The organism is Polycladomyces abyssicola (genome assembly GCF_018326425.1).
GTDB lineage: Bacteria > Bacillota > Bacilli > Thermoactinomycetales > JIR-001 > Polycladomyces > Polycladomyces abyssicola.
Map to the genome: position 1 here is coordinate 1,894,589 of NZ_AP024601.1, position 14,637 is coordinate 1,909,225.

Genomic DNA, 14,637 nt, shown 5'->3' on the forward strand with positions numbered 1-14,637 from the left:
CCTTATCGAAACGTACTATTCCCAAAATTTCCGATCCAACGATCGGTACTGGATTGCCTCAGCCACATGAACGGCCTGGATTTTCTCATTTCCCGCCAAATCGGCAATGGTACGAGCCACCTTGAGTATACGATCGTGAGCACGGGCACTGAGTCCCAACGTATCGAAAGATTGTTGAAGCAATAAACGGGATTCGCGGTTCAGCTCGCAATGACGGCGAATCCATGACGGGGGCATGGCGGCGTTGTAACGGATCGATGTACCGCTAAATCGTTCCCGTTGAACGGCATGGGCGTATTCAACGCGTTCCCGAATCGCTTCAGACGACTCACCTTGTTCAGCAGCGGACAGTGTCTGGTAATCGACACGTGGTACCTCCACATGGATATCGATGCGATCCAACAGCGGACCTGAAATTTTGGAGCGATAACGACGGATCTGATGCGGTGTACAGGTACAGGCACGATCTTCCTCGTAACCAAAGAACCCGCACGGACAGGGATTCATTGAAGAGATCAGCATGAATTCGGCAGGATACGTGAGTACGGCACGAGCCCGCCCCAGGGTCACTTCCCGATCCTCCAGCGGCTGCCGAAGCACTTCCAATGCGCTTTTGGAAAACTCGGGCATCTCATCCAAAAACAATACACCCCTATGCGCCAAACACACTTCGCCAGGTTTCGGAATTGCACCGCCGCCAATCAGTCCGGCTTGGGAAATGGTATGATGGGGTGAACGAAACGGTCGCCACCGATCCAAGCGAGGATGTCCCGCAAACAAACCGGCAATACTGCGGATTTTTGTGACCTCCAATGCTTCATCCACATCCATTAACGGCAGAATGGAAGGAATGCGCCGGGCCAGCATCGTTTTGCCCGAACCAGGCGGACCGATCAACAACAGGTTGTGCATGCCGGCCGCCGCTACTTCCATCGCTCGTTTCACATGCTTTTGCCCACGGACGTCGGCGAAGTCTTCCCAGGCGGGATCACCTTCCTCTGCTGATGGGACGATCGGGTTTTCCGGCAGATCTTCACCCCGCAGGACAGCCGCCGCTTGTGACAATGATGCGACGGGGACGATGTCGATCCCCTCGACCAACATCGCTTCCGTCGCATTCTCCCGCGCGACGATCACCCGTCGAAATCCTCGGTCCTTGCCGGCGATCACCATGGGCAGCACACCTGTGATCGGTCGAATCGAACCATCCAAAGCCAATTCACCCAACATCAATGAATCCGTTGCCGCGTCCGACGGCAACTGGCCACTGGCGATCATCACCCCCAGCGCAATGGCCAGATCGAACCCTGATCCTTCCTTTTTCAAATCAGCGGGTGCAAGATTTGTCGTGATCCGTTGCAACGGGAACTGCGCCCCGCTGTTTTTTACTGCGGCCCGGACGCGATCACGCGATTCACGAACTGCTGAATCGGGAAGTCCAACGATATCGAATGTTGGCAAACCATTACTGATGTCCACTTCCACTTCCACAACGTACCCGTCAATACCGACAACCGTGCAACTGTAAAGTTTGGCGTACATACACTCCTCCAATAATAGAAAAAACTAGTCAAATATGGTATTCTTCGCAGCTGAAACAAAAAAGTCCTTCCCCTTTTACAGATTTCGTTATGAGTCATAAAGAAAATCGGGTATGTTTTGTGAAAACCGGATGAACCCAGCATGTGCCAACGTATGGTACACTAGTTTCTAGAAAGCCGTTTACAACGGATGATACGTCACGACAACCCGCTGACACCTGTCGTGGCAGCGTCTGTTCGCCTCGATGAAAAAGGAAATAGCATCCGAAGGAGGTACAGTGGGGATGTTTTTCAAAATCAAGCATTGGTTCGGACCGGAACAAAAGGAGGAGTTGAGGGAGGCACACCGAAAGGCAACAAAATCGGAAGCTTCGGAAGATGCAGCTGCCGAAACACCCGAGAACGTTTGTTCCAACAACAATGCTGACCGCTATGCAGTACATATGGAGTTTTTCCTCTACAACCCCAAAAGCCAGGAACAAGCCACATACACCGAACAAGATATCCATCGTTACCCGATGATGGGTTTTACGTTACATTTTTTGAATCAGAAAACGCGCCAAAACCGTCCAGACTGGCTGACATGGTTGTTGGTCGGCTTGGAGAAGACACTGGAAACAATGAAGGTCTCCTATTATCAGATGGATGAAACGGAGCTGTACAGTTTGTTCATCGACCTGAAGCTGTATCCGCAAACCGAAGTGAAAAAACTGATCTATCTGGTATTCCAGCAGTTGTACCAATGGTATGCCCAAGGGAACGATCAAGTCTCCGTCCGCGTTCACATTGGGGGAGACGAATTGTATCAGGAACTCTTGGCACATCATCTGGAAGCCGTGTGAACAAACAAGCGCTTGGGGGATGGTGCTTTCCTCCAAGCGCTTGTCGTTTCAAAAGGCTCCTTCCACATGATCGATCCGAGCAGGTCGATTCCCATCCGTTAACAAGATGGAGATGACATCAAATCGAATGGAAAGATGGTGCCATCCCTGAGCTTGCACGTAATGCAAACCCAGTTTGCGTACTTGCTGCTGTTTGCGGGCATTGATCGACTCCAATCCATAACCGAACCGCGTGCTACGGGTGGTCCGTACTTCCACAATCACCAACTGGCTCCCGTACCGGGCGATCACATCCAATTCACCCATGCGGGTACGCCAGTTGGTCTCCACGATTTCCCACCCTTTCTCGCGTAAATAGCGGCAAGCGATGGCTTCCCCCGTCCTCCCGACCTGGCGTCGGTCATCCGGTTTCCGTCTTTTCATCACTTCACCCCGTCGACCGGGTGGTCCGTTCCACTTTTTGCGCCATCTCGCGAATCGGTGCGAAACTGCGCCGGTGCAATGGGCACGGCCCCCACTCGGCCAGTGCCGCCAAATGTTCCGGTGTTGCATACCCCATATGTTTCTCAAATCCGTATTGCGGATAGTGTGCCGCTTGCTCGATCATCCACTGATCCCGCACCGTCTTGGCGATGACCGAAGCGGCGGCGATGGAGTGGGAGAGTTGATCCCCTTTGATGATGGCGTGTTGCGGAATCGGCAGTTCGGGTACTTTCACCGCGTCGACCAGCAACTGCTCGGGATGGACGGACAAATTGTTGACAGCCCGACGCATGGCCTCGTATGTAGCCTGTAAAATGTTGTATGTATCGATGAAATCCGTATCCACGATCCCGATCCCGATGGCCACGGCATGATTTTCGATCCGTTTCCGCAGTGTCGCCCGTTCTTCTGCCGACAGTTGCTTGGAATCGTTGAGCCCGGTCGGATCAAAGTCTTCCGGTAAAATGACGGCAGCGGCAACCACCGGTCCGGCCAACGGTCCTCTTCCCGCTTCGTCGATCCCCGCAATCAGTCGACATCCCTTCTCCCGAAACATCCGCTCAAACCGCCACATTTCCTCCAGACGTGCCGCTTCCTTACGCTCCTGTTCCCGCTTGCGCAAATAGGAGGCCACCAGTTTTTGCACACCGACCCGCTCATCCTGCTTCAGTTGTGCCAAAAAACTATCAGTAACCTCCCCCTGTTCCAAACGCTTCTTAATGGACTGAATCGTTTCCGGGACTCTCATGCGCCGATGATTCACCTTCTTTCTGCCAATCATCCGGGGTTTCCAGGGAGATGCGACCGATGCGCCCGGAGCGAATCTCGTGGACCACCAGTTCCGCAGCCTTCTCCAAATCCACTTCCCCGCCCTTTCGCATACATCCCCGGCGTCGTCCCACTTCTTCCAACATCCATGCGCCTTCCTGCACTTCGCCCGGCGAAATCCCGTAACGCTCCTTCAACAGATCCGGGTAGCGGTTTACCATATATTGCAAAGCGAAAGCCGCAACCTCTTCCAACGGCAGGATTTCCTCCCGAATTGCCCCGCTGGCGGCCAGCCGCAACCCCACCTGTTGATCCTCAAACTTGGGCCACAAAATCCCCGGGGTATCCAGCAACTCCAAGGTGTTGCCGATTCTGATCCACTGCTGTCCCTTCGTCACCCCCGGACGATCGCCGGTTTGCGCCGCATTTCGCTTAGCCAGCCGATTGATCAGTGTCGATTTGCCCACATTGGGGATGCCCAGGATCATGGCACGGATGCGGCGGGTTCGGATGCCTTTGCGAGCCAATGCCGCAAATTTCTCCGCCAAAAGCGCCTCACACCGCTTGGGGATTTGCGCCACTCCTTTTCCGGTCGTTGCATCCACCGGCAATACATCCAACCCCAACCGGTTGAAGTGACTCACCCATGCTTCTGTGGCTGCCGGATCAGCCAAGTCGGTCTTGGTCAATAGTACCAGCCGCGGCTTTTTCCCGACCAACCGATCGATCAGAGGATTGCGGCTGGACATCGGCAGACGGGCGTCCAACAACTCCAACACCACATCCACCATTTTCATCTTTTCTTCGACCTGGCGTTTCGCCTTAGCCATATGGCCGGGAAACCACTGAATCACCATGTAACCACACCTTTTCTACCACAACACACGAAAATCGTTGAGCGGCCAGAAGACGATATCCGCCCTTCCTACAATCTTGTCCACCGGGATCGGCCCCAATTCCCTACTGTCGCTACTGTTCATGCGGTTGTCTCCCATGACGAACACATAACCCTTGGGGACTTTTTGCAGTTTGATATCATCCGTGCGTGTCGCCACGTACGGTTCGTTGATACTGCGACCGTTGACCCGCACGACGTTGTTTTGTGCTTCGATGTAGTCGTTTTCAACTGCGATGACCCGCTTGATGTAATCTTTGTGACCGGGGGCTTCAAATACGATGACTTCCCCACGTTTGGGCATACGGTACTGGTAGACGAGTTTGTTGACCAACACGAAATCGCCGTCATGCAATGTGTTCATCATGGACGGGCCGGAAACGTTGAACGGTTCAAAGATGAAATAACGGATAATCAGCGCCAGGACCACCGCGATGACCAACGCCTGCAACCATTCCCATGCTTCATTTTTTCCTCGCCTTTTGTGCCTGGCGGATCGTGAGGGTAACTGATTCATGAAGCTCCTCCTGCCTTGCGATCACAAACAAAATCCGAACTTGTGCAGAATAACGGGCGACTCGGAACTAATGAATTTTCAGTATATATGCGGGAAAAGGGCTTGAAATGCCAAGCCCTTACGCCACCATTCGATCAAGAATGGATTTCTTTGATTCGTGCTGCTTTGCCGCGGAGCTTCCGGAGATAGAACAGCTTCGCACGACGCACTTTCCCGCGCCGAACCACTTCGATTTTCTCAATCCGCGGAGAGTGCAGCGGGAAGGTCCGTTCCACACCTACGCCATAGGAAACTTTGCGGACAGTGAAGGTCTCGGAGATTCCGCCGCCACGGCGTTGAATCACCACGCCTTCGAACACCTGTACCCGCTCCCGTTGCCCCTCGATCACTTTGACGTGCACACGCAACGTGTCACCGGGGCGGAATTCCGGGATGTCTTGCCGTTTTTGGCTTTCGGTCACTTTTTGAATCAACGGATGCATCGTTTTCACTCCTTTCCTTTCCACTTCCAAACCCGTATCTCAAGTGATCCCGATTTGCCGCACGAAAAGGGAAAACACGGGAAATATTGTACCACAATGGGGATCAGTTGCACAAACCGACGGCTTACTCACCGGAACCTTCCTCCAGTTTTCGCAGAAACGCCCGGTCTTCCTCAGTCAGCCGGGCGGTCCGGAGCAGATCCGGTCTGCGCTCCCAGGTACGTCTGAGCGCTTCCTGCCGGCGCCAGCGTTCGATATTTTGGTGATGGCCAGACAGCAGCACTTCCGGAACTTTCCACCCGCGAAATTCTGCGGGACGAGTGTACTGTGGATACTCGAGCAATCCGGTTGAGAACGAATCATCTTTGGCTGACGATTCGTTGCCCAAAACACCCGGTAACAGTCGGATAACGCTGTCCATTACCACCATGGCCGGCAGCTCGCCGCCGGTCAACACGAAATCGCCGATCGAGATTTCATCTGTCGCCAGGTGTTGGCGGATGCGCTCGTCGTAGCCTTCGTAATGGCCGCAGATCAAGATCAGACGACGGTGCTCAGCCAACGCCTCCGCCTTTTTCTGGGTGAAACGCTCCCCTTGCGGTGTCATCAGGATGATCGGCGGGCGCTCGGGTTCGTCCTGTAACAGGTGTTCCACCGCACGAAACAAGGGTTCAGGTTTCAGCACCATCCCGCTCCCGCCGCCGTATGGCGTATCATCCACGGTGCGGTGTTTGTCCGTGCTGAATTCGCGGAAATCCACAACCGAGGTGGACACGATCCCTTTTTCATGGGCTTTTTTGACGATACTCGACGAAAGAAATCCGGTAAACATCTCCGGAAACAATGTCAGTACGTCGAAATGCAAACGAACCACGTCACGCCAGTCCTTCCATCCATTGAATCACCACTTGTTTCGATTCGGGGTCCACTTCCTTCACCACATCGTCGATATACGGGATCAAGATATCCTTGCCCCCGTCCGACGGTGCCACCACCCACACGTCGTTGGCGGGCAACTGAAGAATTTCCCGCACTGTGCCGATGTGTCGTCCTTCCGTGGTCACCACCCGGCAACCAATGATTTCATGGAAATAAAATTCCCCTTCATCCAAATCCACGGCATCAGCGCGTTCCACCACCAGTTTTCCGCCCTTGTACGGTTCCGCCTGATTGATGTCGTCCCATTCTCGGAACTTGACGATCACAACGCGCTTGTGGGGGCGGCTTTTTTCAACGGTGAGGGGAAGTGGTTCCCTCAGGTCGGGATGGGTGAGCAACAACCGGCTTCCCTGCGCGAATCGCACTTCCGGGAAATCGGTGTGAGGGTAGACGCGCACTTCCCCGCGAATACCATGTGTCGTCACCACTTGGCCGACCAACAAATGAGTTTGTTCATTCATGGATCGGGGTCCCCCCTGCGGAGTCTCAGACGATTTCAACCACGACGCGTTTGTCCGCTTTCACTGCGGCCGAACCGACCACCGTGCGCAACGCTTTGGCCACCCGCCCCTGCTTGCCGATCACTTTGCCCATATCGTCGGGCGCGACGGACAGTTGGTACACTATTGTGTTTTCCTTTACCTGCTCCGTCACCCGTACTTGGTCCGGGTGGTCCACCAACGCTTTGGCGATCAGCTCGATCAGCTCTTTCACTTCCATTCCCCCTTGGCTACACGAAAACGGGGTGCTTACTTGCCGTATTTGGCTTCGTGCACTTTTTTCAGGATACCCGCTTTACGGAACAGGTTGTTCACCGTGTCCGTCGGTTGGGCACCGTTGGACAGCCATTTCAAGGCTTTTTCCTCATTGATCTTGATTTGCGCCGGCTCGGTCAACGGGTTGTAGTACCCGATTTCTTCGATGAAACGACCGTCGCGCGGAGAACGGGAATCAGCCACCACCACGCGGTAGAACGGCGCTTTTTTGGCCCCCATCCGTTTCAGGCGAATTTTCACAGCCATTCGTGTTCACCTCCTTTTACAGGGTAAAAAGGATATTTACTGCGGCATGAAGGGAAAACGGAAACCGCCGCGTTTCTTTTTCTTACCGCCTTTGGTCATGGCGGTGAATTGCTTCATCATTTTTTTCATGTCCTCGAACTGCTTGATCAACCGGTTGACGTCCTGTACGCTCGTCCCGCTTCCCAATGCGATCCGGCGGCGCCGGCTGGCATTGAGGATTTCGGGACGCTGTTTTTCCTCTGGCGTCATCGAGCGGATGATCGCTTCGACCCGGGCCAGCTGCTTTTCGTCAATTTGCAGGTTTTTCATCCCCTTGAGCTGTCCCATGCCGGGGATCATCCCCAGCAGTTCGTCGAGCGGTCCCATTTTGCGCACCTGCTGCAGTTGATCCAAAAAGTCGTCGAAGGTGAACTGCTGGGTACGCATTTTCCGCTCCAACTCTTTGGCCCGTTCCTGATCGACCGCAGCTTGTGCTTTTTCGATCAGGGTCAGAACGTCACCCATGCCCAGGATTCGGGAAGCCATCCGTTCGGGATGGAATGGTTCGAGCGAATCCAACTTCTCGCCCATCCCGACGAATTTGATAGGACAGTCGGTCACGGCTTTTACCGACAGAGCGGCACCGCCGCGGGTATCCCCGTCCAGCTTGGTCAGTACGACACCGGTCAATCCCAATTCCCGGTGAAAGTTTTCCGCCACATTGACCGCATCCTGACCGGTCATCGCGTCAACAACCAACAAAATCTCATGAGGCTGAACCTCTTCACGGATTTTCCGGAGCTCTTCCATCATCGCCTCATCGATGTGCAGCCGACCGGCGGTATCGATCAGGACGACATCACAGCCTTCCTCCTTGGCCCGGGCGACTCCTTCCGCAGCAATCCGAACGGGACTTTCCTTGTCCCCCATCGAAAATACCGGAACGCCCACCTGTTCTCCCAGCACCTGCAGCTGGCGAATGGCCGCCGGCCGGTAGACGTCGCCCGCCACCAACATCGGCTTGCGGTTCTGCTTTTTCAATAGACGTGCCAATTTGCCGGTCGTGGTCGTTTTCCCGGCCCCCTGCAGACCAACCATCATGATGACAGTCGGCGGTCGCTGGGCGAAGGTGAGTTTGCTTTGTTCCCCGCCCATCAGCCGGGTCAGCTCTTCATTCACCACTTTGATGACCTGCTGGCCGGGTGTGAGGCTTTTGAGCACTTCCTGCCCGACGGCGCGTTCCCGAACACGGTCAACAAACTCTTTGACCACTTTGAAGTTGACGTCAGCTTCCAACAGGGCAAGGCGCACCTCGCGCATTGCCGCTTTCACGTCGGCTTCCGTCACTTTGCCTTTGCCGCGCAACTTTTGCAGGGCGGCTTGCAGTCGTTCGGATAATCCTTCAAATGCCATTGTGCCGCCTCCCGCACAGGCTTTTTTTGAGACCCTAATCCAGATCCAACAGCGCATCCAACAGCGGCTCGATCTGCGCTTTCTCTTCGGGATGCACTTCCAGCCGCTTCCGTATTTCATCCGCGATGGCAATCCTGCGGTTGTGTTTCTCCAACAAGTGCAATCGTTGTTCCAGATCTTCCAGCGCGGTCTGCGCCCGTTTGATCGCTTCAAATACGGCTTGACGGGAAATGCCGTGATGTTCGGCGATTTCTCCCAGAGACCAATCCTCGTGATAATACAATTCCAACATGGCTCGTTGCTTCTCCGTCAACAACGGACCGTAAAAATCGTACAACCAATTGATCCGGTTGGTTTTCTCCAACATGCGGAGTCACCTCGCAACAAGCCCGTCAAGGAAATGCCCTTTACAGGGTAACACTGTATCACGTCCTGCATCCGGTGTCAAGGTTTTCTCCTTGATATCTTTCATTCCGCTTCTTCCATCATTCGCGACTGGCCGAACAAACCGTGGACGAACTGTTCTGCGTCGAATTCCTGCAAATCCTCCACCTTCTCGCCCAATCCGACCCATCTGACCGGCAAATCCAGCTCGTTTCTGATGGCGATGACGATTCCGCCCTTGGCCGTGCCGTCTAGCTTGGTCAACACGATTCCGCTGACGTTGACGGCCTGGCTGAACGTTTTGGCTTGTTGCAACGCATTTTGCCCGGTCGTGGCATCCAGCACCAGTAACACCTCGTGCGGTGCGCCCGGCACTTCCCGCTGAACCACCCGATACACCTTTTTCAACTCTTCCATCAGATTCACTTTGCTGTGCAGGCGTCCGGCCGTATCGCATAACAGGATGTCCGCCCCGCGGGATTTGGCCGCCTGGATACCGTCGTACACCACGGCAGCGGGATCCGCACCCGCTTGGTGTTTGATCACATCTACCCCGACGCGTTCCCCCCAGGTTTCCAGCTGCTCGATCGCACCGGCTCGGAACGTATCTCCCGCTGCCAATACCACTTTTTTGCCCTGGGATTTCAGTTTGTGAGCCAGTTTGCCGATGGTGGTCGTTTTGCCGACGCCGTTGACTCCGACAAAGAGGATCACAGTCAATCCTTCGTCGTTCATGGCAAGGGATGGCGCCCCGTCATCGCTTTTCATCATTTCCAGAATAATCTCCGACATCAAGGGTTGCAATTCGGCCGGATCCTGGATCTTGCGCTCTTTTACCTCTTGGCGCACGCGGTCGACCAGCTCCATCGTCGTCGAGACGCCCACATCAGCGCTGATCAAGATTTCCTCCAATTCTTCAAATAACTCTTCATCAATCTTATTGCGCCGCAGGATCAGATCTTCCATCGCTCCGACCAAGGACGAGCTGGTCTTGCTCAGGCCGGAGACGAATTTTTGCGTCACCGACTCCGTCGTTTTGGACACTTTTTCCTTCAGTTTCCTGAAAAAACTCATTGCTTATCCCTCCTTACGAGCGGGCAGCGGCCACCTCCACCTGCTCCTCAAAGTCCTCCAGCTTGACGGACACCAACTTGGATACCCCGGATTCCTCCATCGTGATACCGTAGAGGACATCGGCCCCTTCCATTGTCAACTTCCGGTGGGTGATGACAATGAACTGGGTGTTTTGGGAAAACTCCCGCAGATAACGGGCAAACCGGGCCACGTTGGCATCATCCAGCGCCGCGTCCACCTCATCCAGCACGCAAAACGGCACCGGTTTCACGCGAATCACTGCGAACAGCAGCGCAATGGCGGTCAACGCCCGTTCCCCGCCGGAGAGCAAGCCCAAGTTTTGCAGCTTTTTGCCTGGGGGCTGTGCCATGATCTCGATACCGGTTTCCAGCAGGTTGTCCGGGTCGGTCAGGTGAAGATCTGCCCGTCCGCCCCCAAACATTTTAACAAATACGTCCTGGAATTCGGTACGGATCGCTTCAAAACTCTCCAGGAACCGGCGGGACATCTCCGACTCAATGTTACGGATGACCTCGTAAAGCGTGTTTTTCGCTTCAATCAGGTCATTTTGCTGTTGCTCCAGAAATTCGAGACGTTCCGTCAGCCGTTTGTATTCTTCGATCGCCCCGAGATTCACTTCGCCCAAGGAGGCGATTTTTTGTTTGAGCGATCGCACCTCCCGCTCCGCTTGGGACGGATCTTCCGGAACGGAGAACCGTTCACGGGCCAATTCAAAGCTCATCTCGTATTCTTCCGCCAATTTCTCCAACAAGTGATTTAATTCCACGTCCATCCGGTTGACCTTGATTTCATGCTGCCGGAGCTGATCCTCCTGTTTGCGCAAGGTTTGTTGCACCTCCCGCAACTCCCGCTCCAGCTCCTCTCGCTGACGGTACCATCCGTCCCGTTTTTTGCGCGCTTCATCCAACCGGGCTTGCGTCTCGGATTTGACCGTGCGCAAATCGACGGTTGACGCTTCCAGCTGCTCAGCTTCGCTCCGGTTGCGTTCCAATTCTGCATCCAGCTCTTCCTGCTGTTCCATCGCAGAACGGAGTTGTTCGTTCAACCGTTCCAGCTCTTCCCGAACACGCGCCCCGTTGGTCTTCAGGTGTTCCTTTTCCTGAGTCAACCTGGCCACGGTTACTTTCCATTCAGTGATCATCCGACCTACTTCATCTTTTTCCGTGGCTTCCCGGCGAACTTCCGCCTCCAACCCTGCGACGGTGGTTTGGCATTTTTCCGCTTCCTGCCGCAGTGCCGCAAGCCGCTCTCCCAGCTCTGTTTGCTTCCGGCCGATATCGACCAATTCCGCATCCGTTTTTTCCCGTTCTTCCCGTACCACACGTAACCGTTCGGCGACCGACCGGCGTTCTACTGCCTTTTCCCGTTCAGATGCATGCAGTTCCTGTTTGCGTGACCGATGTTCCTCCCCTTGGCGGCGCAATTGCTCCAATGATTGCTCCCATGCCTCTTGACGATCCGTCAATGCGTCCACCCTGTCCCGGATGTCGCGCCATTCGCGTTCTGCTTCCCGCAGTCGGGTTTCCAATTCCTCCAATTGACGTGTGCGTCCTAACAAGTTGACCTTGGATTTTTGCCGGCTGCCACCGGTCATGGAACCGCCCGGGTTTACGACGTCGCCATCCAATGTGACCACCCGATAACGATAGCCCAATTGACGGGCGATCGCATTGGCCTTCTCCAGGGTACGGGTGACCACCACTTGTCCCAGCAGATTTTCCACGACCGAGCGGTATCGCTCATCCGTTTTGACGAGATCTGCTGCGATGCCGACAAAACCATCCACACTGCGCAGGCGGTCCGCCTCATGAGCGGGGAAACGACGCGGTTGGATGACGTCCATCGGGAGGAACGTGGCGCGTCCCAAGCCGTTTTCCTTCAGAAAGCGAATCCCCTTGCGGCCATCCTCTTCCGTGTCGACGACCAAATGCTGCAGGGCGCCGCCCAGTGCCGTTTCCATCGCGGCCTCAAATTCCGCGGGTACCTGAATCAATTGGGCCACTGCACCATGAATCCCCTTCAGTGCCGCATGGCCGCGATCCCGGGCTTTCAAAAGTTCTTTGACGCCTTGAAAAAAACCGGCGTGCTCCGCTTCCATCTCCTTGACGATCTCGTGGCGCGAACGGAGGGCATCCACTTGCTGTTCCGCTTGACGGAGCCGTTTGGCCATTTCGGCCAGTTCGGCTTCCCCCGCTTTTTTCTCCTCCAATGTGCGCCGGTACTGATCGGCCACCGTTTCCAACATCTGTTCCACTTCAGCTGTTTCACGTCGGAGCTGTTCCATCCGCTCAGCCAGCGACCGCTCCGTTGCGGCCAGCTGCTTTTCTTGTTCGGCCAACTCTTCGAGACGACGTTCAGTTTGCACTCGCCGATCCATCAGGTGACGCTCTTCGCTTTGCAATGCGGTAATCTCATTGGTCAATTCCCGGTAACGGTCGCGAAGCCGCTCCAATTCCAATGCGCGATCGTCCCCGGTCGCCGCCAGACGAGCTTCTGCTTCCCTCAGACGGGCTTCGGCCTCCGCCAATTCAGTCTCTTTCTCCCGCAAGCGCTCGTCGTTGACGGACTGTTCCTCCCGCAGACGGGCCATGGTCGATTGAAGTTCCCCGATGCGTGCGACCGTCTGGGTGTACGCCGCTTCCTGGTTGCGAATCCGCTCCAGAAGGACCTTTCTTCGTCCTTCTACTTTTTCCAGTTCTTCACTCACCTGCAGCAACCGAGTTTGGAGTGCTTCCATCTCTTCCTCATGACGGCTGATCTCCCAGCGCAGAGATTCCAGTTTGGCCTCACGTTGGCTGACTTCGGCGGCCAGATCCACCTGTCCGGTTGAAAAGGACTCCACTTGCTTGGTCGCTTCCTGCCAAGCTTGGTGCAAGGTTTCAATCTTATGTACATACAAGCCGATTTCCGTTTGTTCCAATTGTGCGCGCCATTCTTTGTACTGCGCCGCTTTCTCCGCCTGCTCCGCCAATGGGGCAACCTGGTCCTTCAGCTCCAGAACCAAATCGTTGAGTCGGGCCAGGTTTTGTTCGGTGGCGTCCAGCTTTTTTTCCGCTTCCTTTTTCCGTGATTTGTATTTGACGATCCCGGCCGCTTCCTCAAATATGGCACGCCGATCTTCCGATTTGGTGCTCAAGATGTCGTCGATGCGCCCTTGACCGATCATGGAGTAGGCTTCCTTGCCGATCCCTGTATCCATGAACAACTCGGTGATATCCTTCAAACGGCAGGGTTGCCTGTTGAGCAGGTATTCGCTTTCTCCCGAGCGATATACACGACGGGTAACCGTCACTTCCGAATAATCGAGGTTCAACTTTCTGTCAGTATTGTCGAACGTGATGGAGACTTCGCAGAATCCGACCGGCTTGCGCGTGTCACTGCCGGCGAAAATCACGTCCTCCATCTTGGACCCCCGGAGCGATTTGGCGCTTTGTTCTCCCAGCACCCAGCGGATGCCGTCGGTCACGTTACTTTTACCGCTCCCGTTGGGACCGACCACGGCGGTGATGCCGGGGACGAATTCCAGTTCGGTCTTATCCGCGAACGACTTGAACCCCATCATCTCCAACCGCTTGAGATGCACGTTCCAGCCTCCTTTCGCTCGAGTTTCACGATCCGGACGTATTTGCCCGGCAACCGATTCCACCATGGTGTGATGATCGGACAAAGACCACCCTTCTCACCATGAGAGGCAACCGGATCAGCCGGGCAAACGGTGTTCATCCGAACTGCACTATTTTACCACATAACAGGTATACCGGGAACTCAGGTACAAACGTTACAAATCGATTTGCAAAAGTTCTTTTTCCACTGGTCGCTCTTTCCGATCTTCGCTTCTACTTCCAGGGGTACCTGATAATATCCGAGGGTGATACAAAATAACTGACTCACATTCATCAATTTAAAGTTCACAAAATACGCTTCCCCAGCGGTACCTCACGATCGGGACGGATCAGCGCCACCTTTCCGTCATCCAATACCACTCCGAGTACCAACACTTCTGAAATGAAGTTGGCTACTTGGCGGGGCGGAATGTTGGTGACGGCAATCACCTGTGTGCCGACGAGTGTTTCGGTTTCATACAGCTTCGTGATTTGAGCGCTGCTTTTCTTTATGCCCAAAGGCTCCCCGAAATCGATCCACATACGGTAGGCCGGTTTGCGCGCCTCCGGGAACGCTTCGGCCCGCACAATCCGTCCCACTCTCATCTCAATCCGTTCAAAATCAGCGTAGGTAGCCATCGGGTCACTCCTTTGCGGGAGCTGATCTCTCCAAAA

General features: G+C 54.7%; 16 protein-coding genes. 1 reads left to right on the forward strand and 15 read right to left on the reverse strand.

What is annotated here, in order from left to right; all coding sequences use genetic code 11:
• Positions 1-15: 15 nt before the first annotated feature.
• On the reverse strand, positions 16-1,542 hold the full coding sequence (locus KI215_RS09475; protein WP_212772511.1) for a YifB family Mg chelatase-like AAA ATPase: 1,527 nt from the start codon (positions 1,540-1,542) through the stop codon (positions 16-18).
• 283 nt (positions 1,543-1,825) lie between these two features.
• Between KI215_RS09475 and KI215_RS09480 the strand changes: the two genes are divergently transcribed.
• Positions 1,826-2,383: a hypothetical protein gene (locus KI215_RS09480; RefSeq protein WP_212772512.1), complete on the forward strand. Its 558-nt coding sequence runs from the start codon at positions 1,826-1,828 to the stop codon at positions 2,381-2,383.
• Between the two features lie 48 nt (positions 2,384-2,431).
• On the opposite strand, the gene KI215_RS09485 is transcribed toward KI215_RS09480, so the two are convergent.
• From KI215_RS09485 to KI215_RS09550, 14 genes are all read right to left on the reverse strand, one after another.
• Positions 2,432-2,806, reverse strand: coding sequence for a YraN family protein (locus tag KI215_RS09485; protein WP_212772513.1), 375 nt, complete (start codon positions 2,804-2,806; stop codon positions 2,432-2,434).
• 4 nt (positions 2,807-2,810) lie between these two features.
• Entirely contained in the window at positions 2,811-3,614 is an 804-nt protein-coding gene (locus KI215_RS09490) for a ribonuclease HII (protein WP_212772514.1), read from the reverse strand.
• On the reverse strand, positions 3,583-4,491 hold the full coding sequence (gene ylqF, locus KI215_RS09495; RefSeq protein ID WP_212772515.1) for a ribosome biogenesis GTPase YlqF: 909 nt from the start codon (positions 4,489-4,491) through the stop codon (positions 3,583-3,585). The genes KI215_RS09490 and ylqF overlap by 32 nt, the downstream gene beginning before the upstream one ends.
• Before the next feature lie 15 nt (positions 4,492-4,506).
• Positions 4,507-5,046 (reverse strand): signal peptidase I, encoded by a 540-nt coding sequence (lepB, locus tag KI215_RS09500; protein ID WP_212772516.1) that lies wholly within the window; start codon positions 5,044-5,046, stop codon positions 4,507-4,509.
• 134 nt (positions 5,047-5,180) lie between these two features.
• Positions 5,181-5,528, reverse strand: coding sequence for a 50S ribosomal protein L19 (gene rplS, locus KI215_RS09505; RefSeq protein ID WP_205492419.1), 348 nt, complete (start codon positions 5,526-5,528; stop codon positions 5,181-5,183).
• A 124-nt stretch (positions 5,529-5,652) separates the two neighbouring features.
• Entirely contained in the window at positions 5,653-6,393 is a 741-nt protein-coding gene (gene trmD / locus KI215_RS09510) for a tRNA (guanosine(37)-N1)-methyltransferase TrmD (RefSeq protein ID WP_212775144.1), read from the reverse strand.
• Between the two features lie 10 nt (positions 6,394-6,403).
• Positions 6,404-6,928, reverse strand: coding sequence for a ribosome maturation factor RimM (rimM, locus tag KI215_RS09515; protein ID WP_212772517.1), 525 nt, complete (start codon positions 6,926-6,928; stop codon positions 6,404-6,406).
• 25 nt (positions 6,929-6,953) lie between these two features.
• Positions 6,954-7,181 (reverse strand): KH domain-containing protein, encoded by a 228-nt coding sequence (locus KI215_RS09520; RefSeq protein ID WP_212772518.1) that lies wholly within the window; start codon positions 7,179-7,181, stop codon positions 6,954-6,956.
• A gap of 35 nt (positions 7,182-7,216) precedes the next feature.
• Positions 7,217-7,489 carry a 30S ribosomal protein S16 gene (gene rpsP / locus KI215_RS09525; RefSeq protein WP_212772519.1) on the reverse strand — a complete coding sequence of 91 codons (273 nt, stop codon included), beginning with the start codon at positions 7,487-7,489 and terminating at the stop codon, positions 7,217-7,219.
• A gap of 36 nt (positions 7,490-7,525) precedes the next feature.
• The gene (gene ffh, locus KI215_RS09530; RefSeq protein ID WP_212772520.1) at positions 7,526-8,881 is read right to left on the reverse strand and encodes a signal recognition particle protein; all 1,356 of its coding nucleotides are present in this window, start codon (positions 8,879-8,881) and stop codon (positions 7,526-7,528) included.
• Positions 8,882-8,915: 34 nt separating this feature from the next.
• Positions 8,916-9,248, reverse strand: a complete 333-nt coding sequence (gene ylxM, locus KI215_RS09535) for a YlxM family DNA-binding protein (protein WP_212772521.1) — start codon at positions 9,246-9,248, stop codon at positions 8,916-8,918.
• Between the two features lie 101 nt (positions 9,249-9,349).
• The gene (gene ftsY, locus KI215_RS09540; protein ID WP_212772522.1) at positions 9,350-10,339 is read right to left on the reverse strand and encodes a signal recognition particle-docking protein FtsY; all 990 of its coding nucleotides are present in this window, start codon (positions 10,337-10,339) and stop codon (positions 9,350-9,352) included.
• Positions 10,340-10,352: 13 nt separating this feature from the next.
• Positions 10,353-13,943 carry a chromosome segregation protein SMC gene (gene smc / locus KI215_RS09545; RefSeq protein ID WP_212772523.1) on the reverse strand — a complete coding sequence of 1,197 codons (3,591 nt, stop codon included), beginning with the start codon at positions 13,941-13,943 and terminating at the stop codon, positions 10,353-10,355.
• A gap of 325 nt (positions 13,944-14,268) precedes the next feature.
• Complete coding sequence (locus KI215_RS09550) at positions 14,269-14,601, reverse strand: tRNA-binding protein (protein ID WP_212772524.1); 333 nt, start codon at positions 14,599-14,601, stop codon at positions 14,269-14,271.
• Between the last annotated feature and the right edge of the window lie 36 nt (positions 14,602-14,637).